This window comes from Streptomyces sp. NPDC037242, from assembly GCF_055604165.1.
On record NZ_JBVJUY010000017.1, the window covers coordinates 92,342 to 109,559 of the forward strand.

At 71.8% G+C, this 17,218-nt stretch carries 18 protein-coding genes; 1 reads left to right on the top strand and 17 read right to left on the bottom strand.

What is annotated here, in order from left to right:
* Window positions 1-7: 7 nt before the first annotated feature.
* From ACZ7GJ_RS21265 to rpsB, 9 genes are all read right to left on the bottom strand, one after another.
* On the bottom strand, window positions 8-1,033 hold the full coding sequence (locus ACZ7GJ_RS21265; RefSeq protein WP_470753751.1) for an ABC transporter ATP-binding protein: 1,026 nt from the start codon (window positions 1,031-1,033) through the stop codon (window positions 8-10).
* Complete coding sequence (locus ACZ7GJ_RS21270; RefSeq protein ID WP_470753851.1) at window positions 1,034-2,650, bottom strand: ABC transporter permease; 1,617 nt, start codon at window positions 2,648-2,650, stop codon at window positions 1,034-1,036.
* 53 nt (window positions 2,651-2,703) lie between these two features.
* Window positions 2,704-3,801 carry a thiamine ABC transporter substrate-binding protein gene (locus tag ACZ7GJ_RS21275; RefSeq protein WP_470753754.1) on the bottom strand — a complete coding sequence of 366 codons (1,098 nt, stop codon included), beginning with the start codon at window positions 3,799-3,801 and terminating at the stop codon, window positions 2,704-2,706.
* 252 nt (window positions 3,802-4,053) lie between these two features.
* Window positions 4,054-5,166 (bottom strand): dual-specificity RNA methyltransferase RlmN, encoded by a 1,113-nt coding sequence (rlmN, locus tag ACZ7GJ_RS21280; protein WP_365917465.1) that lies wholly within the window; start codon window positions 5,164-5,166, stop codon window positions 4,054-4,056.
* 93 nt (window positions 5,167-5,259) lie between these two features.
* Entirely contained in the window at window positions 5,260-6,336 is a 1,077-nt protein-coding gene (locus ACZ7GJ_RS21285) for a phosphatidate cytidylyltransferase (protein WP_470753755.1), read from the bottom strand.
* Window positions 6,336-6,893, bottom strand: a complete 558-nt coding sequence (frr, locus tag ACZ7GJ_RS21290; protein ID WP_365917467.1) for a ribosome recycling factor — start codon at window positions 6,891-6,893, stop codon at window positions 6,336-6,338. The genes ACZ7GJ_RS21285 and frr overlap by 1 nt, the downstream gene beginning before the upstream one ends.
* Before the next feature lie 85 nt (window positions 6,894-6,978).
* Window positions 6,979-7,758: a UMP kinase gene (pyrH, locus tag ACZ7GJ_RS21295; protein WP_365917468.1), complete on the bottom strand. Its 780-nt coding sequence runs from the start codon at window positions 7,756-7,758 to the stop codon at window positions 6,979-6,981.
* Between the two features lie 162 nt (window positions 7,759-7,920).
* Window positions 7,921-8,757 (bottom strand): translation elongation factor Ts, encoded by an 837-nt coding sequence (gene tsf / locus ACZ7GJ_RS21300; RefSeq protein WP_470753757.1) that lies wholly within the window; start codon window positions 8,755-8,757, stop codon window positions 7,921-7,923.
* Between the two features lie 132 nt (window positions 8,758-8,889).
* The gene (gene rpsB / locus ACZ7GJ_RS21305; protein WP_470753759.1) at window positions 8,890-9,780 is read right to left on the bottom strand and encodes a 30S ribosomal protein S2; all 891 of its coding nucleotides are present in this window, start codon (window positions 9,778-9,780) and stop codon (window positions 8,890-8,892) included.
* 249 nt (window positions 9,781-10,029) lie between these two features.
* On the opposite strand from rpsB, the gene ACZ7GJ_RS21310 reads away from it, so the two are divergent.
* Window positions 10,030-10,491 carry a M23 family metallopeptidase gene (locus ACZ7GJ_RS21310; RefSeq protein WP_470753761.1) on the top strand — a complete coding sequence of 154 codons (462 nt, stop codon included), beginning with the start codon at window positions 10,030-10,032 and terminating at the stop codon, window positions 10,489-10,491.
* A gap of 5 nt (window positions 10,492-10,496) precedes the next feature.
* Here the strand turns inward: ACZ7GJ_RS21310 and ACZ7GJ_RS21315 are convergent, their stop codons facing one another.
* The 8 genes from ACZ7GJ_RS21315 to lepB all read right to left on the bottom strand — a co-directional run bounded on the left by ACZ7GJ_RS21315 (window position 10,497) and on the right by lepB (window position 17,181).
* Window positions 10,497-11,054 carry a TetR/AcrR family transcriptional regulator gene (locus tag ACZ7GJ_RS21315; protein WP_365917592.1) on the bottom strand — a complete coding sequence of 186 codons (558 nt, stop codon included), beginning with the start codon at window positions 11,052-11,054 and terminating at the stop codon, window positions 10,497-10,499.
* A 62-nt stretch (window positions 11,055-11,116) separates the two neighbouring features.
* Window positions 11,117-11,953: an RNA polymerase sigma factor WhiG gene (gene whiG / locus ACZ7GJ_RS21320; protein ID WP_470753763.1), complete on the bottom strand. Its 837-nt coding sequence runs from the start codon at window positions 11,951-11,953 to the stop codon at window positions 11,117-11,119.
* A gap of 209 nt (window positions 11,954-12,162) precedes the next feature.
* On the bottom strand, window positions 12,163-13,383 hold the full coding sequence (dprA, locus tag ACZ7GJ_RS21325) for a DNA-processing protein DprA (RefSeq protein ID WP_470753766.1): 1,221 nt from the start codon (window positions 13,381-13,383) through the stop codon (window positions 12,163-12,165).
* On the bottom strand, window positions 13,380-14,999 hold the full coding sequence (locus ACZ7GJ_RS21330) for a YifB family Mg chelatase-like AAA ATPase (protein ID WP_470753769.1): 1,620 nt from the start codon (window positions 14,997-14,999) through the stop codon (window positions 13,380-13,382). The genes dprA and ACZ7GJ_RS21330 overlap by 4 nt, the downstream gene beginning before the upstream one ends.
* Window positions 14,999-15,370: a YraN family protein gene (locus ACZ7GJ_RS21335; protein ID WP_470753772.1), complete on the bottom strand. Its 372-nt coding sequence runs from the start codon at window positions 15,368-15,370 to the stop codon at window positions 14,999-15,001. Before ACZ7GJ_RS21335 ends, ACZ7GJ_RS21330 begins: the two co-directional genes overlap by 1 nt.
* A 144-nt stretch (window positions 15,371-15,514) precedes the next feature.
* Window positions 15,515-15,823, bottom strand: a complete 309-nt coding sequence (locus tag ACZ7GJ_RS21340) for a DUF2469 domain-containing protein (RefSeq protein ID WP_005311352.1) — start codon at window positions 15,821-15,823, stop codon at window positions 15,515-15,517.
* A 55-nt stretch (window positions 15,824-15,878) separates the two neighbouring features.
* Complete coding sequence (locus ACZ7GJ_RS21345; RefSeq protein ID WP_470753776.1) at window positions 15,879-16,412, bottom strand: NUDIX hydrolase; 534 nt, start codon at window positions 16,410-16,412, stop codon at window positions 15,879-15,881.
* The gene (lepB, locus tag ACZ7GJ_RS21350; RefSeq protein ID WP_470753779.1) at window positions 16,402-17,181 is read right to left on the bottom strand and encodes a signal peptidase I; all 780 of its coding nucleotides are present in this window, start codon (window positions 17,179-17,181) and stop codon (window positions 16,402-16,404) included. The genes ACZ7GJ_RS21345 and lepB overlap by 11 nt, the downstream gene beginning before the upstream one ends.
* Window positions 17,182-17,218 lie beyond the last annotated feature (37 nt).

Below are 17,218 nucleotides of genomic sequence, written 5' to 3' on the forward strand. Positions count from 1 at the left end.
CGCGGCACTAGTTCGCGGCCGGGAGTACGACCACCTCGGACGGGGTGAAGGTCACCGCGACGCGGTCCCCCACCGACGGCGCCCCCGCCAGGCCGCACTCGGCCTCCAGCACGGGACCCGCCTCCGGGCGCAGCAGCAGCGCGACGTGCGTGCCGCGGAAGGTGCGGGACTCCACCACGCACGCGAGGCCCTCCGGCCCCAGGACGACCCCGGCGGGCCGGATCAGCAGCCGCTGCTCCCCCTCCGGGGACCCGGCCGGGACGGGGACCTTGCCCCACGCGGTGCCCGCGGCGGCGCCGGACACCACGGCCGGAACCACGTTCTCGAAGCCCAGGAACCGCGCCACGAACTCCGAGGCCGGCCGCTGCCACACCTCCAGCGGGGTGCCGGCCTGCGCGATCCGCCCGTCCCGCATCACGATCACCCGGTCGGCCAGCGCGAAGGCCTCCCCCTGGTCGTGCGTGACGGCCAGCACGGTGGTCCCCAGCCGGGAGAACAGCCCCTGGAGCTCCACGACCAGCCGCTCCCGCAGCCCCCGGTCCAGTTGTCCCAGCGGCTCGTCCAGCATCAGCAGCCGCGGCGACGGGGCCAGCGCCCGCGCCAGCGCGACCCGCTGCTGCTCTCCCCCGGACAGCGAGGCCACGGCCCGGCCCTGGGCTCCGGGGAGCCCGACCAGCTCCAGCAGCTCCGCGACCTGGGCCTCGTACGCCCCCTTCGAGGAACCCCGCATCCGCAGGCCGAAGGCGACGTTCCCGCCCACGTCCCGGTGCGGGAACAGCTGGTGGTCCTGGAACATCAGGCCGACCCCGCGCCGGTGCACCGGTACGCCGGCCTGGTCGGCCCCGCCGAGCAGGACCCGGCCCCCGGACACCTGCTGGAGCCCGGCGACGACCCGCAGCAGCGTCGACTTCCCGCTGCCGCTCGGGCCCAGCACGCACACGATCTCGTGCTCGGCGACCTCCAGGTCGACGCGGTCCACGACGGCGCGCTCGCCGAAGCGGACCGACACCCCTTCCAGCCGGAGCAGCGTCATTCAGAACTCTCCCGAGGTCTTGTCGGGTCGCAGTCGCTCCAGCACCAGCAGGGACACCGCGCACACCAGCATCAGAATCGTGCTCAGGGCCATCGCCTGCCCGTAGTTCATCTCTCCCGCCCGCCCCAGCAGCCGCGCCACCGCCACGGGCAGTGTCGGCTGGTCCGGCCGGGCGATGAAGACGGTCGCCCCGAACTCGCCCAGCGACACCGCGAAGGCGAACCCGGCGGCGATCAGCAGCGCCCGCCGCACCAGCGGCAGGTCCACCTCCCGCCACGCCCGCAGCGGGGACGCGCCGAGCACGGCCGCGGCCTCCCGCAGCCGCCCGTCCACGGCGCGCAGCACCGGCAGCATGGTCCGTACGACGAACGGGACCCCCACCAGCGCCTGCGCCAGCGGCACCAGGATCCACGAGGTCCGCAGGTCCAGCGGCGGCTTGTCCAGGGTGATCAGGAAGCCGAAGCCCACCGTCACCGCCGACACCCCCAGCGGCAGCATCAGCAGCGCGTCGAACCCGCGCACGAACCGGCCCCCGCGCCGGGTCAGCGCCGCGGCCGCGAGCCCCCCGATCACCAGGGCGATCGCGGTGGCGGCGAGCGCGTACCGCAGGGAGTTCCAGATCGCCTCCAGCGGCGGCACCAGGAACGTTCCGCCGCCCGCGCCCACCTCCTGGAGCGCCCGGTAGAAGCCGAACCCGTACCCGCCGGGCGCGTCGAAGGACCGTTCCACCAGCACGCCCAGCGGCAGCACGATCAGCAGCGCCACCGTCAGGAGCACCGCGCCGAGCAGCCCGCGCTGCGCGAGCCCGCGCGGCCGGTGCGTCGTGCGCCCCGGATCCACGAGCCGCAGCGCGGTCTCGCGCTTGCGCACGGTCCAGGCGTGCACCCCGAGGACGGCTCCGACCGCCGCGAACTGAACCATCGTCAGGACCGCCGCCGTCGGCAGGTCCAGGAGCTGCGCGGTCTGCCGGTAGACCTCCACTTCCAGGGTGGAGTACGAGGGCCCGCCCAGGATCTGCACGACCCCGAAGGAGGTGAAGGTGAACAGGAAGACCATCAGCGAGGCGGCCGCCACCGCCGGGGCCAGCGCGGGCAGCGTCACCCGCCGCCAGGCCGCGAACCGCCCGGCCCCCAGCACCCGGGCGGCCTCCTCCTGGCGCGGGTCGAGCTGCGCCCAGAGCCCGCCGACGGTGCGTACGACCACGGCGTAGTTGAAGAAGACGTGCGCGAGCAGGATCGCCCAGACGGTGGTGTCCAGCCGGATCCCCCACACCTCGTCCAGCAGCCCGCGCCGCCCGACCAGCGCCAGGAAGGCGGTGCCGACCACCACGGTCGGCAGCACGAACGGCACGGTCACCAGCGCCCGCAGCAACTGCTTGCCGGGGAACTCGAAGCGCGCGAAGACGTACGCGCCGGGGAGCGCGATCAGGAGCGTGAGCGCGGTGGACGCGAGCGCCTGCCAGGTGGTGAACCAGAGCACGTCGGAAATGTCCGGCCGGGCCAGCACCTCGCCGATCCGGCCGAACTGCCAGCCGGTGTCGGTCTTGAGCCCGCGCCCGACGATCGCGGCGACGGGATACGCGAAGAACAGCCCGAAGAAGGCGAGCGGGACGGCCATCAGGCCCAGCCTGACGGCCGTGGCCCGGACGCTCTCCTTCGGGCTCTCCCGTACTACCTCACGACGAGCGAGGACCATGCCTTGACCCACTGCTCACGGTTCTTGGCGATGCTGTCCGGCGCGACGGTCTCCGGCTTCTCGACCACCACTCCGTGCTTCGTGAACAGCTCCGGCAGCTTCGCGTCCTTGACCACCGGGTTCACGAACATCTGCAGCGGCATGTCCTCCTGGAACTTCTTGCCGATCAGGAAGTCGAGGAGCGCCTTGCCGCCCTCCTCGTTCTTGGCTCCCTTGAGCAGACCCGCGAACTCGACCTGGCGGAAGCAGGTGCCGGTGGCGACGCCCGTGGGGGCCTCGGCCGGCTGCGGCTCGCCGTACAGCACCTCGACCGGCGGGCTGGAGGCGTAGGAGACGACCAGCGGCCGGTCTCCCTTGGCCTTCTTGCCGCCCGCGGAACCGGAGAAGCGCTCGTTGTAGGCCTGCTCCCAGCCGTCGACGACCTCGACGCCGTTGGCCTTGAGCTTGCTCCAGTAGTCCTTCCAGCCGTCGTCGCCGTACTTGCCGACGGAGGCGAGGAGGAAGCCGAGGCCCGGCGAGGAGGTCGCGGCGTTCTCGGTGACCAGCAGGTTCTTGTACTCCGGCTTGATCAGGTCGTCCAGCGTCTGCGGCGGGGCGATCTTCTTCTCGGCGAAGTAGGCCTTGTCGTAGTTGACGCAGATGTCACCGGAGTCGATCGGGGTGACCCGGTGCTCCTTGTCGAGCACGTACTCCGCCTTGACCTCGCCCAGGCCCTTGGCCTCGTACGGAGTGAAGATGCCGTTGTCGAGGGCGCGCGAGAGGAGCGTGTTGTCGACACCGAAGAAGACGTCGCCGCGCGGGGAGCCCTTGGTGAGGATCTCCTGGTTCAGCGCCGCGCCCGCGTCCCCGGACTTCAGCACCTTGACGGTGTAGCCGCTCTGCTGCTCGAACTCCTTGAGGACCGTGTCGGTCACGTTGAAGGAGTCGTGGGAGACGAGGGTGACCGTCTTGGACTTGGGGGCGTCGCTCGCGCCCGCGGACTTGTCCTTGGCGTCGCCGCCGCAGGCGCTGAGCGTGGTGACGCCCAGCGCGGCCGCGAGCGCGGCGCCCGCGATCTTCTTGGTGGTGCTCACTGGTGATTCCTCCTGGGATGACCAGGAGAAGACGCGGCCCTGCCCGGCGCTCTGTCGGAGCGGACGCCGGGCAGGGCGCAACAGCTTGAGTGGTGACCGAACTTCCTACCCCGAATGACCGGGGCGAGGTTCAGAGGGTCTGCGGATGACGGATACCGCACTCTCAGCGCTGTGGCGCTCCCCTGTCGGAATATGAAATTGGTTCGGCCACAGGGTACCCCGTGGCCGAATACGAGCGTCGTTGACCGAAACCTAGCGCTCGGAGGCGGCGAGCTGTCCGCACGCGCCGTCGATCTCCTGGCCGCGGGTGTCCCGTACGGTCACCGGCACGCCGTGGCGGGCGATGGCCTCGACGAACGCCTTCTCGTCCTCGGGCCGCGAAGCGGTCCACTTCGAGCCCGGGGTCGGGTTCAGCGGGATCAGGTTGACGTGTACGCGCTTGCCCTTGAGCAGCTTGCCGAGCAGGTCGCCCCGCCAGGCCTGGTCGTTGATGTCGCGGATCAGGGCGTACTCGATGGAGATCCGGCGGCCGGACTTCTCCGCGTACTCCCAGGCCGCGCCGAGCACCTCGCGGACGTTCCAGCGGGTGTTCACGGGGACCAGCGTGTCGCGCAGCTCGTCGTCCGGCGCGTGCAGCGAGACGGCGAGGCGGCACTTGAAGCCCTCGTCGGCGAAGCGCAGCATGGCCGGGACCAGGCCGACGGTGGAGACGGTGATGCCGCGCTGGGACAGGCCCAGGCCGTCGGGCTCCGGGTCGGTGAGGCGGCGGATGGCGCCGACGACGCGGTTGTAGTTGGCGAGCGGCTCGCCCATGCCCATGAAGACGATGTTCGACAGCCGGGCCGGTCCGCCGGGGACCTCGCCGTCGCGCAGGGCGCGCATGCCGTCGACGATCTGGTGCACGATCTCGGCCGTGGAGAGGTTGCGGTCGAGGCCCGCCTGGCCGGTGGCGCAGAACGGGCAGTTCATGCCGCAGCCGGCCTGGGAGGAGATGCACATGGTCACCCGGTCGGGGTAGCGCATCAGTACGGACTCGACGAGCGTGCCGTCGTGCAGCTTCCACAGGGTCTTGCGGGTGGTGTCGTCGTCGCACGAGATGTGCCGGATCACCGACATCAGGTCCGGCAGCAGCTCCTGCTGGAGCTTCTCGCGGGAGCCCGCCGGGATGTCGGTCCACTCGGCCGGGTCGTGCGCGTACCGGGCGAAGTAGTGCTGGGAGAGCTGCTTGGCCCGGAACGGCTTCTCACCGATCGCGGCGACCGCCTCGCGGCGCTCCTCGGGAGTGAGGTCGGCGAGGTGCCGGGGCGGCTTCTTGGCTCCGCGCGGTGCGACGAAGGTGAGCTCTCCCGGAACAGGGCGGGCCATGGCAGGTACTCCTTGTAAGACGAAAGGCGCGCCGCAGAAGCAGCGCGCCTTCCAAGAGTAACCGCCCGGCCTGTACGGACGCCTTTCCGCAGGTCAGCCGGTGCCGACGAACGCCGCCAGCAGCAGCCACACCACGGGTGCGGTCGGCAGCAGCGAGTCGAGCCGGTCCATGATCCCGCCGTGGCCCGGCAGCAGCGTGCCCATGTCCTTGATGCCCAGGTCGCGCTTGATCATCGACTCGCCGAGGTCTCCCAGCGTGGCGCTGACCGCGACCGCGAGGCCCAGCAGCAGGCCCTGCCACCAGGAGCCGCCGTCGATCAGGAACTCCATGCACAGCGCGCCGGCGACCATGGCGAAGGCCACCGCACCGAACAGGCCCTCGCGGGTCTTGCCGGGGCTGATGCGCGGAGCGAGCTTGGTCTTGCCGAAGCGCCAGCCCACCGCGTACGCCCCGGTGTCGCTGACCACGGTCAGGACCAGGAAGGTCACGACGCGCTGCGGCCCGTCGTCGGCGGTGAGCAGCATCGCGACGAACGTGGCCAGGAAGGGCACGTAGAACGCCGCGAAGACGCCCGCCGTGACGTCCTTGAGGTAGTCCTCGGGCGGTTCGGTCATCCGCCAGACCAGGACCGCCAGGGCGGTCAGGGCCATGGCCACCCAGGCGCCCTCGGCCCCCCGGACGTACCCGGCGATGACCATCGCCGCGCCGCCGACCGCGAGCGGTACCAGCGGCGCCTTGACACCCTTCTTCTCCTGGAGCCGGGAGGTCAGCTCCCACAGGCCCACGACGACCGCGACGACGATGACGCCGACGAAGACCGCCTTGACGATGAACAGCGAAGCGAAGATCACCGCGCCGAGGCCGACACCGACCCCTATGGCGGCACGCAGGTCCCGCCCGGCGCGCTTCTTCTGCGGCGGGGGCGAGGCGTCCTGCGGTGCCTGCGAGGGCGGAGGCGGGGGGCTGGGCATGGGCTCCTGCGGCGGCGTCTCGGCGCGGAACGGGGGGCCGCCGGCAGCGGCGGCCCCCCGATCGCGTGCTTCCCGGTCGTCGAAGTCACGGCCGGCGGCATCGGGCACGATGGGCATGGGCCGAGTCTGCGGGCCCACCAGCGCATCGTATGCGGGACCCGCCGGAACCGGCTCCGTGGCCCAGGGAGAGTCGTTCATCAGACCTCGAGGAGCTCGGCTTCCTTGTGCTTGAGGAGCTCGTCCACCTGCGCGACGTACTTCGCGGTGGTGTCGTCGAGCTCCTTCTCGGCGCGGCGCACCTCGTCCTCGCCGGCTTCCTTGTCCTTGACGAGCTTGTCGAGGGCGTCCTTGGCCTTGCGGCGGACGGCGCGGATCGAGACCTTGGAGTCCTCGGCCTTGGTGCGCGCGACCTTGACGTACTCCTTGCGGCGCTCCTGCGTCAGCTCGGGGAAGGTCACCCGGATGATGCTGCCGTCGTTGCTGGGGTTGACGCCCAGGTCGGAGTCGCGGATGGCCTGCTCGATGTTGCGCAGGGCGCTCTTGTCGAACGGGGTCACGACGGCCATGCGCGGCTCGGGCACCGAGAACGAGGCGAGCTGGTTGATGGGCGTGATGGCGCCGTAGTACTCCGCCACGATCTTGTTGAACATCGCCGGGTGCGCACGGCCGGTGCGAATCGCGGCGAAGTCTTCCTTGGCGACGACGACGGCCTTTTCCATCTTCTCCTCGGCCTCGAGGAGGATCTCTTCGGTCACCACGTGCTCCTGCATGTCAGATACGGATGGTTCAGGCGGGCGGTACGGGCTCGGCCCTGCGGGCCGCGGCCCGGCAGCGAGGGGCTCAGGCCCGGGTGCCCTGGTCGCTCACGAGCGTGCCGATCTTCTCACCCTTGACGGCGCGGGCGATATTGCCCTCGGCGAGCAGCTCGAAGACCAGGATCGGCAGCTTGTTGTCGCGGCACAGGGTGATGGCGGTGGCGTCGGCGACCTTGAGGTCGCGGGAGAGCACCTCGCCGTACTCCAGGGCGTCGAACTTCACCGCTTCCGGGTTCTTCTTGGGGTCGGAGTCGTAGACCCCGTCGACCCCGTTCTTACCCATGAGCAGGGCCTCGGCGTCGATTTCCAGGGCGCGCTGGGCGGCCGTGGTGTCGGTGGAGAAGTAGGGCATGCCCATGCCCGCGCCGAAGATCACGACGCGGCCCTTCTCCAGGTGGCGCACGGCGCGCAGCGGGATGTACGGCTCCGCGACCTGGCCCATGGTGATGGCCGTCTGGACGCGCGAGTCGATGCCCTCCTTCTCCAGGAAGTCCTGGAGGGCGAGGCAGTTCATGACGGTGCCGAGCATGCCCATGTAGTCGGACCGGGCCCGGTCCATGCCGCGCTGCTGGAGCTCGGCGCCGCGGAAGAAGTTGCCGCCGCCGATCACGACGGCGATCTCCGCGCCGTCGCGGACCACCGCGGCGATCTCACGCGCGATGGCGTGGACGACGTCGGGGTCGACGCCGAGTCCTCCGCCACCGGAGAAGGCCTCGCCCGACAGCTTCAGCATGAAGCGGCGGCCCTTCTTGTCCTGGTCGCTCTTGTCGTCGGATGCGGTGTGGGGGTCCACGCCCTGATTCATGGAGATCTCCTCGTGCACATACGAAGAAGGCCATTGCCGGTGGGTCCTTGCGGTTCCCTCTACGGCAATGGCCTCCTCGTCAGATCTGCGGTCGCCTCGCGCGAGCGCGGACGACTGCCTCAGACCCTACCGGGGTCCGGTGTCCGTCGCGTACGGACGGACTCAGATGCCGACCTTGATGCGCGAGAAGCGCACCAGGGTGACGCCGGCCTCGTCCAGGACCTTCTGGACGGACTTCTTGGCGTCCAGGGCGTACGCCTGGCCAAGGAGCGTGTTGTCCTTGAAGAAACCGTTGACGCGACCCTCGACGATCTTCGGGAGCGCGGCCTCGGGCTTGCCCTCGGCGCGGGTGACCTCTTCGGCGACGCGACGCTCGGACTCGACGACGTCGGCCGGGACGTCTTCCTTGGAGAGCCAGCGCGGGGAGAACGCGGCGATGTGCTGCGCGATGCCGCGGGCGACCTCGGCGTTCTCCTTGTCGAGCTCGACCAGGACGCCGATCTGGAACGGCAGGTCGGGCATGGTGCGGTGCATGTAGGCCGCGACGTAACCGCCGGTGAACTGCGCGAAGCGGTCCAGGACGATCTTCTCGCCGAGGTTGGCGTTGGCCTCGTCGACGAAAGCGGTGACGGTCTTGCCGGGCTCGATCTCGGACGCGAGCAGCGCCTCGAGGTCGGCCGGGGAGGTGGCGGCGACGTGCGCGGCCAGCTGGTTGGCGACGGCCAGGAACTTCTCGCCCTTGGCGACGAAGTCCGTCTCGCACTTCAGCTCGACGATGACACCGGAGGTGTTGTCGTCGGCGAGCAGGGAGACGACGGCACCGTTCTCGGCAGAACGGCCCTCGCGCTTGGCGACGCCCTTCTGACCCTTGATACGGAGCGCCTCGACGGCCTTGTCGACGTCGCCGTCGGACTCGACCAGCGCGTTCTTGCAGTCCAGCATGCCGGCGCCGGTGAGCTCGCGGAGCTTCTTGACGTCAGCGGCGGTGTAGTTCGCCATGAGTCTGTGATTCTCTCTCGAAGTCGTAGATCTACGGGTGCGACGGGGGGCCGCGCTCGTGGCGCGGCGCCCCCGCCGTCATCGTCCGTGCTGTGAGTGCCCGGCGCGTGAACGCCGGGCGCTCTCAGTGGGTCAGGCCTGCTCGGCGTCAGCGGCCGGAGCGTCGGCGGCCGGAGCCTCGGCGACGACCTCGGCCTCGGCGGCCGGGGCCTCGGCCGGAGCGGCCTCGGCGTCGTCAGCCTTCTTGTCGCCCTCGAGCAGGTCGCGCTCCCACTCGGCGAGCGGCTCGGCAGCGGCCTTCTCGCCCGGCTTCGAGTCGCCGGTCGCAGCGCCGGAGCGGGCGATGAGGCCCTCGGCGACGGCGTCGGCGATCACGCGGGTGAGCAGGGTGACGGAGCGGATCGCGTCGTCGTTGCCCGGGATCTTGTAGTCGACCTCGTCGGGGTCGCAGTTGGTGTCGAGGATCGCGACGACCGGGATGTGGAGCTTGCGCGCCTCACCGACGGCGATGTGCTCCTTCTTGGTGTCGACGATCCAGACGGCGCTGGGGACCTTCGACATCTCGCGGATACCACCGAGGGTCTTCTCCAGCTTGGCCTTCTCGCGGGAGAGGACCAGGAGCTCCTTCTTGGTGAGACCCGAGGCGGCGACGTCCTCGAAGTCGATCGCCTCAAGCTCCTTCAGACGCTGAAGGCGCTTGTAGACGGTGGAGAAGTTGGTGAGCATGCCACCCAGCCAGCGCTGGTTGACGTACGGCATACCAACGCGCGTCGCCTGCTCGGCGATGGCCTCCTGGGCCTGCTTCTTGGTGCCGACGAACATGATGGAGCCACCGTGCGCGACGGTCTCCTTCACGAACTCGTAGGCGCGGTCGATGTACGACAGCGACTGCAGCAGGTCGATGATGTAGATGCCGTTGCGCTCCGTGAAGATGAAGCGCTTCATCTTCGGGTTCCAGCGGCGGGTCTGGTGACCGAAGTGGACGCCGCTTTCCAGCAGCTCCCGCATCGTTACGACGGCCATGGCCATCTCCTTGGTTTCTCGGTTTGGTTCCTGACGCCCCGCCGCGCCCTGCCCCGCTGAGGGACCGAGAGACGCTGTCACCAGGCCTTTTCGGGCCGGTGCTGGGGCGTGCGAAGTCGACCCGGTGACCCGGATCGCCACAAGAAGTGTACGGGACCCGGCGGTATGCCGGGTGACGCCGTTGTCCACAGCCCCGGCCCTGTCCACAGGAGCCGTCGGCCGCGGCCCGGCCGCGGGACGCTGAGGGCCATGACGACACTGCTGATCAGCCTGCTGCTGACCCTGCTCCAGGCCGCCGCGCCCGGGGCCCGGCCGCTGCCCGCGCCCCTGTCGGTGGCGCGCTGGTGGGATCCGCCGCCGGGCCCGTACGCGGCGGGCCACCGCGGGGTGGACCTGTTCGCGCCGGTGGGCGCGGAGCTCCGCGCGGTCGGCCCGGGCCACGTGCACCACGCCGGGCAGGTCGCGGGGCGCGGGGTGCTCTCGCTCACGCTCCCGAACGGCCTGCGCACGACGTACGAGCCGGTCCGCCCGCTGGTCGCGGAGGGTGAGCGGGTCAGCACCGGCCAGGTCGTCGCGGTGCTGGCGGAGGGCTCCCACTGTGCGGCCCCGTGCCTGCACTGGGGGCTCCTGGCGGGCGAGGTCTACCTGAACCCGCTGACGCTCGTCCCCCGCCCGACCCCGCGCCTGTTGCCGGACCCCGGTCCGCTCTGAGGGCCTCAGCCCCGGACGCCCCGCAGCGCCATGGCGACGGCGGCCTCGGTGACCACGGCCGGGTCCTCGGCCGCCCCGAGCTCGATCCGCCGGACAGCCGCGTCGACCACTCCCTGGAGCAGCATCGCGGCGAGCTTCGGCTGCTGCTGCCCGAGGGCGGCCAGGGCCTCCACGATCATCGCGACGAGCCCGCCGTGCGCCGCGCGGATCTTCTCGCGCGCCCCGGCGTCCAGCTCGCTGGCGGAGATCGCCACCACCGCGCGGTGCCGGCGGTCCCCCACCAGCCCCAGCTGGCTGCGCACGTACGCCTCGATCTTGGCCTCCGGCGTCTCGGCCTCGGACATCGCCGCCTCGATCTCGGCCGCCCACACGGGGAAGTCCACCGCGCACAGCTCTTCGACGACGGCCGCGCGGGACCGGAAGTACTCGTACACGGAGGACCGGGCGAGGCCGGTCCGCTCCGCGAGGGCGGGGAAGGTCAGCGCTTCCGTCCCGCCTTCGGACAGCAGGGAACGCGCGGCGTCCAACAGGGCGCCGCGCTGCATCGACCGGTGCTCGGCCACGGAGGCCGCTCGAATCCTGGGCACGCATCCACTCTACGGAGGTACCGCAAGGCCGGTGCGCGTCAGCGCCCGACATCCGCCAGCTTCGCCCGCAGTTGCAGCACCGACTTGGTGTGGATCTGGCTGACGCGGCTCTCGGTGACGCCCAGCACGTTGCCGATCTCCGCCAGCGTGAGGCCCTCGTAGTAGTAGAGGGTCACCACCGTCTTCTCCCGCTCGGGCAGGGTGTTGATCGCCCGGGCCAGGAGCCTGCGCAGTTCGCGGTCCTCGGCCACCGCCACCGGGTTGTCCGCGGCGGTGTCCTCCAGGGTGTCCATCAGCGAGAGGCGGTCGCCGCCCTCCCCGCCGACGTGCAGCAGCTCCTCCAGCGCGACCACGTTCGCCAGCGACAACTGGCTGAAGACCGTGTGGAGTTCCTCCACCCCGATCCCCATCTCACGGGCGACCTCGCTCTCGGACGGGGTGCGGCGCAGCTGGGCCTCCAGCGTGGCGTAGGCCCGCTCCACGGCCCGCGCCTTCTGCCGGACCGAGCGCGGGATCCAGTCCAGCGCCCGCAGCTCGTCGATCATCGCGCCCCGGATGCGGGTGATCGCGTAGGTCTCGAACTTGATGGACCGTTCGATGTCGAACTTCTCGATCGCGTCGATCAGTCCGAACACCCCGGAGGAGACGAAGTCGGCCTGTTCGACATTGGGCGGCAGACCGACGCTGACCCGGCCGGCCACGTACTTCACCAGCGGCGAGTAGTGCAGGATCAGCTGTTCCCGCAGCCGCTCGTCACCCGAGTCCTTGTACGAGCGCCACAGCACCTCGAGGGACGAGGGCGCGGTCGACCGCACGCTGCCGCGGGCAGCGGGGGGCACCGCAGCGCGGTCAGACCCTGAGGTGTGCTGGGGCATGCTTCGCCTTTGCCGGAGCGGGATTCCTTGGGAGCGTAGCGTGACGGAAGTGTCGCGGTGCGCGAAGAGTACGGGATCGCGCAGGGCCGCAAGGGCGCCCGGACTCGCGCGGGCCACCCGGGACCGGCGCCTGGCGCACGGTCCCGGCGGGTGCCACCGGGAAGGCCGCGTCTCTCATCGGCTTCACTCTTTCACCGGAACGCCCCAGGTCAATGACCGCCTCGCCGGGTGACACCGGTTTGTGTGCCTCCTCCAGGTGATTGTCGGGTCAACTGCCAGCCGTCGCCCTGCCGTTCGACGAACCCCAGAGAGTGAAGTTCGTACAGTCTGCCGATGACTTCATCGGTGCCGGTGCCCGCGGCGAGGGCCACCTCCTCCAGGTTCGCGAGGCGGCCCGCCGGGAGGGCTTCGAGGACCCGGGCGGTGTCGCGGCCCAGGAGGTCCCGGGCGAGCACCGGGCCGTGGCGCGCCGGTGCCAGCTCCCCCATGGTGCCGACGAGTTCGATGACCTCGGCCGCGTCAGTGACGAGCACCGCTTCGCCGCGCAGCAGTTCGTGCACCCCGGCGGAGAGTCCGCTGGTGGCGGGTCCCGGGACGCCCATGGTGAACCGTCCCAGTTCCCGGGCCCGGCGGGCGGTGACCAGGGACCCGCTGCGGTGGGCGGCCTCCACCACGACCGTGCCGCGGGTGAGGGCCGCGATGACGCGGTTGCGCAGGACGAACCGACTGGGCGTGGGGTGGCTGCCCGGCGGCAGTTCCCCGATGACCAGCCCCTGGGCGGCGATCCGGCCGAGCAGCTCGGAGTGCCCCCGGGGGTACGCCACATCGACCCCGCAGGCGAGCACCGCGGCCGTGGCCCCGCCCGACGCGATGGCCCCGCGATGGGCGGCGGCGTCGATCCCGTAGGCCGCGCCGGAGACGACCACCCAGCCCCGCTCGGTGAGCCCGGCGGCCAGGGTCTGGGCCATGTGCGCCCCGTACGGTGTGCAGGCGCGGGCCCCGACCAGGGCGACGGAGCGCAGCGCCCAGGTCCGCAGGTCGGGCCGGCCCCGCAGCCACAGCCCCACGGGCCGGGCGTCGCCGAGGTCGTCCAGCTGGGTCGGCCACTCCGCGCAGCCCGGGCGGACGAACCGGCAGCCCGCCTCGGCGGCGGCCTCCAGGTCGCGCCGGGGGTCGGCCAGGGCGGCCCGCCTGCGGTACCCGGCGAGCCGCTCCGGCGCCACCCCGGCCAGCGCCCCCGCCCCGGCCTGCGCCTCGGGCCCGGTCAGGAGCCGTATCAGCCCGACGGCCCCGTGCTCCCGCAGCCAGCGCCCTCCGAGCTCCTCCCCGGGCTCCAGCACCCGGGTCAGCGCGACCCGCGCGAGCACCTCCCGGTCGTCGGCCCGGGCCCCCGCCACGGCCTGCGGGTCGGGCGCCCCGGCCCCGGTCATGACCCGGCCCCCGCCGCCAGCACGGCCCCGCGGGCGATGCCGGTCCGCAGTTCCAGGCCGACGGCCACGTCCAGCGCGTCGGGGCGGTCCCTGCCCCGCAGGTCGGCCACGGTCCAGGCGACCCGCAGCACCCGGTCGAGGCCGCGGGCGGTGAGCAGCCCCCGCTCCAGGTCGCGCTCGGCCTGGGCCAGGGCGCCGGGGGCGGGCTGCCAGCGCGTGCGCAGCTCGCGCCCCGGGACCTCGCTGTTGATCCTCCAGGGGGTGTCGCCGAGGCGGTGGGCCGCGCGGGACCGTGCCTCGACGACCCGCGCGGCGACGGTGGCACTGCTCTCGCCCCGCCCCCGCTCGGCGAGGAGGTCGGACCTGCTGACCGGCTCGACCTCGATGCGCAGGTCCACCCGGTCCAGCAGGGGACCGGACAGCCGGGCCTGGTAGCGCCTGACCGACGAGGGCGCGCAGTCGCATCCCGCACCGTGCAGGGTGTGCCGCCCGCACGGGCACGGGTTGGCCGCCAGGACCATGAGGAAGCGGGCGGGCAGACACACCACCCCGGCCGCGCGGGCCACCACGATCTGCCCCGACTCAAGGGGTTGGCGCAGCGCGTCCAGCACCTGGGGACGGAACTCCGGCGCTTCGTCGAGGAACAGCACCCCTCTGTGCGCGAGCGAGACCGCGCCGGGCCGGGGCAGTCCGCTGCCACCGCCCACCAGGGCCTGCATCGTCGCCGAATGGTGGGGCGCGCAGTACGGCGCGGTCGTCACGAGCGGCTCGCCCGGCGGCAGGATTCCCGCGACCGAGTGCACGGCCGTGACCTCCAGGGACTCCGGCTGTGTGAGCGGGGGCATGATTCCGGGGAGCCGCTCGGCGAGGAGTGTCTTGCCCGCTCCGGGAGGGCCGCTCAGGAGGATGTGGTGGCCCCCGGCCGCGGCCACCTCCAGGGCCCGGCGGGCGAGGTGCTGCCCCGCCACGTCCGCCAGGTCCAGCCCCTCCCCGCCCCCGGCCGCGCTCACGGCGCCGGAGCCGCGGCCCGCCCCCGGGAGGATCAGGCCCGCCAGTATCGGATCGGGACGGCCCGGCGGGTCCGGCTCCTCCTCCGGGACCACGCCGTCGGTCAGGACCGCGATGAGCTGGCGCAGGCTGCGGACGCCGAGCACCGAGACGTCCGGGACGAGAGCGGCCTCGGCGGCGCACTGCTGCGGCACCACCACTTGCCGGTAGCCCGCCTCGGCGGCGGCGAGGACCGCCGGCAGGATCCCCCGGACGGGCCGCACCCGGCCGTCCAGGCCCAGCTCCCCGATGAGCACGAGGTCGGCGATGGCCGCGGGATCGACCACCTCGGCCGCGCCCAGGACCGCCGCGGCCACGGCCAGATCGAAGCCGGCGCCGGATTTCGGCACCGAGGCCGGGCTGAGCCCGACCGTGAGCTTCTTCTGCGGCCAGGCGGCGCCCGAGTTCACCACGGCGGCCCGCACCCGGTCGCGGCTCTCGATCAGGGTCTTGTCGGGCAGTCCCACCAGGGTGAAGGCGGCGACGCCCGGTTCCAGATCGGCCTGTACCTCCACCACCACGCCGTCGACGCCCACCAGCGCGACCGAGCAGGCCCGCGCGAACCCCATCAGGCCGCCCCCCTGACGTGCTCCACCACGGGCGCACCGCGCCGCGGCAGCAGGACCCCGACGAGGTCGATGCGCACCCCGCCGGAGGGCGGTCCGCCGTGGTCGGCGAGCCAGCGCCCGGCGAGCCGGCGCAGCCGCTCGGCCTTGCCCGGCCGGACGGCGGCCATGGGATGCTCGAACTCCCCCTCCCGCCGGGTCTTGACCTCGCACACGACGAGGGCGTCCCCGTCCCGCGCGACGATGTCGATCTCCCCGCTACGGCACCGCCAGTTCCGTGCGATGACGGTCATCCCGGCCTCGGTCAGCCGCCGGACCGCGATTTCCTCGCCGTACCGCCCCAATGCCTGCTGTGCCACGCCCTTCGCGTTCATCCGGCACCACCTCCGGCACCGACGATCCCGCGTCCCCTCCCACCTTGTGGATCTTGGTGGACAACCGGGGCGTTGTGGACAACGCCATCACCCTTGCGGGGGAATGTGAGGGAATCGACCGCTCGGCCGCCGCCCTGCCGTCGCTCAGCTGCCCGGCAGTTCGAGATCGCTCTTGTTGAGCTCCTCGATGTTCACGTCCTTGAAGGTCAGCACCCGTACCTGCTTCACGAAGCGGGCGGGCCGGTACATGTCCCAGACCCAGGCATCGGCCATCGAGACCTCGAAGAACACCTCCCCCTGGACCGAGTGCACCTGCATCTCGTAGTCGTTGGTGAGGTAGAAACGACGTTCGGTCTCGATCACATACTTGAACAGCCCGACGACGTCGCGGTACTCGCGATAGAGCTTCAGCTCCATCTCGGTCTCGTACTTCTCGAGGTCCTCGGCACTCATGGCATGTTCCCCTTCAGCCGTGCGTCCCCCTATTGTGCGCCAGGCACTCTCGCCCCTAAACGATTTCCGGGGCCAGGATCACCGGCGCACCCGGAGGCCCGTCGACGAGCAGCGTACGGAGCAGCTCGGCGAGTCTGGTCGGGTACACCGTCTCATGTGCTGTGAGAAGTTCCTCGGAGGTCCACCACCTGGCTCCGGTGACGCTGCGCCGTTCCAGCTCGGTGAGCCCGAGCGGCTCGGTCACCGTCTGCGCGGTACGGGCCAGGAAGTACCACTCGTCCTGCTCCCAGCGCCGCCCGTCGAAGGGGAAGGAGCAGTAGCGGTGCCACAGCACCGGCCCCAGCTCCACCTCGGTGATGCCGGTCTCCTCGGCCAGCTCCCGCAGGGCGGCCTGTTCCCGGCTCTCGTCGCCCTCCAGGCCGCCGCCGGGGGTGAACCACCAGTCGTCCGCCGGGTCCGCCGGCTCGAAGCCGTGCAGCAGCAGGATCCGGTCGGCCGGGTCCAGCAGGATCACCCGCGCCACCTTCCGCGGGCCCTGACCGCCCTCCGGGTGCTCCGGGTGCCCCGCGCGCTCCGAGTCAGCCGACATCGGCCCGCTCCCGTCGCCGCGCGCGCCCCAGGACCCGTACGACCGGCCCGTAGGCGGCCCCGAGCACCACCAGGGCGGCTCCGACCACGGCGGCGGCCAGCTGGAGCCGCAGCGGGCCCGGGCCCGAGATCCCGCCCGGCAGCGCGGCGTACGTCTTGGGCCGCTCCACCATCGAGAAGGAGGGCCAGGCGAGGGCGTCGACGCGGGCGCTGACCGCCGTCCGGGCGACCGTCCCCTGCCCGGCCTCCTGCAGATGCGCCCGGGAGTCCAGCGAGGCGCCCCGCCGGTCGCCCATCAGGAAGACGTTGCCCTCGGGCACGGTCACCTCGAACGCCGTCCGCGAAGCACCGCCGCTCGGCGCGCCCGCCACGTCGAGCCTGTCCTGCTCGATGTACGGCTCGTCCAGCTCCTTGCCGTTCACCGTGAGCCGGCCGCCGTCGCCGCAGCACTTGACGGTGTCCCCGCCGACGCCGACGACCCGCTTGACCATGGGCGAATCGCTCCACGCGGTGTCCGTGAAGATCACCACGTCGCCCCGGCGCACCTCGCCGCCGTCGATCCGCTGCGCCAGCACCCGGTCCCCGGGCTTGACCGTCGGCATCATCGAGTCGGTCGGCACGGTGTACGGCTGGTAGACGAGCGCTCCCCACACGAAGCCGCCGAGGAAGAGCACGAAGCCGATGGCCACGGCGATCCCCGACAACACGTTGCCGAGACCGCCGCGGCCACCGTCGCCACGTATCGCTCGTCCTGCTTCTGTTCCGCCCATTGCAGCAACCCCAACTCGGAGATCGTCGACCTGGGCG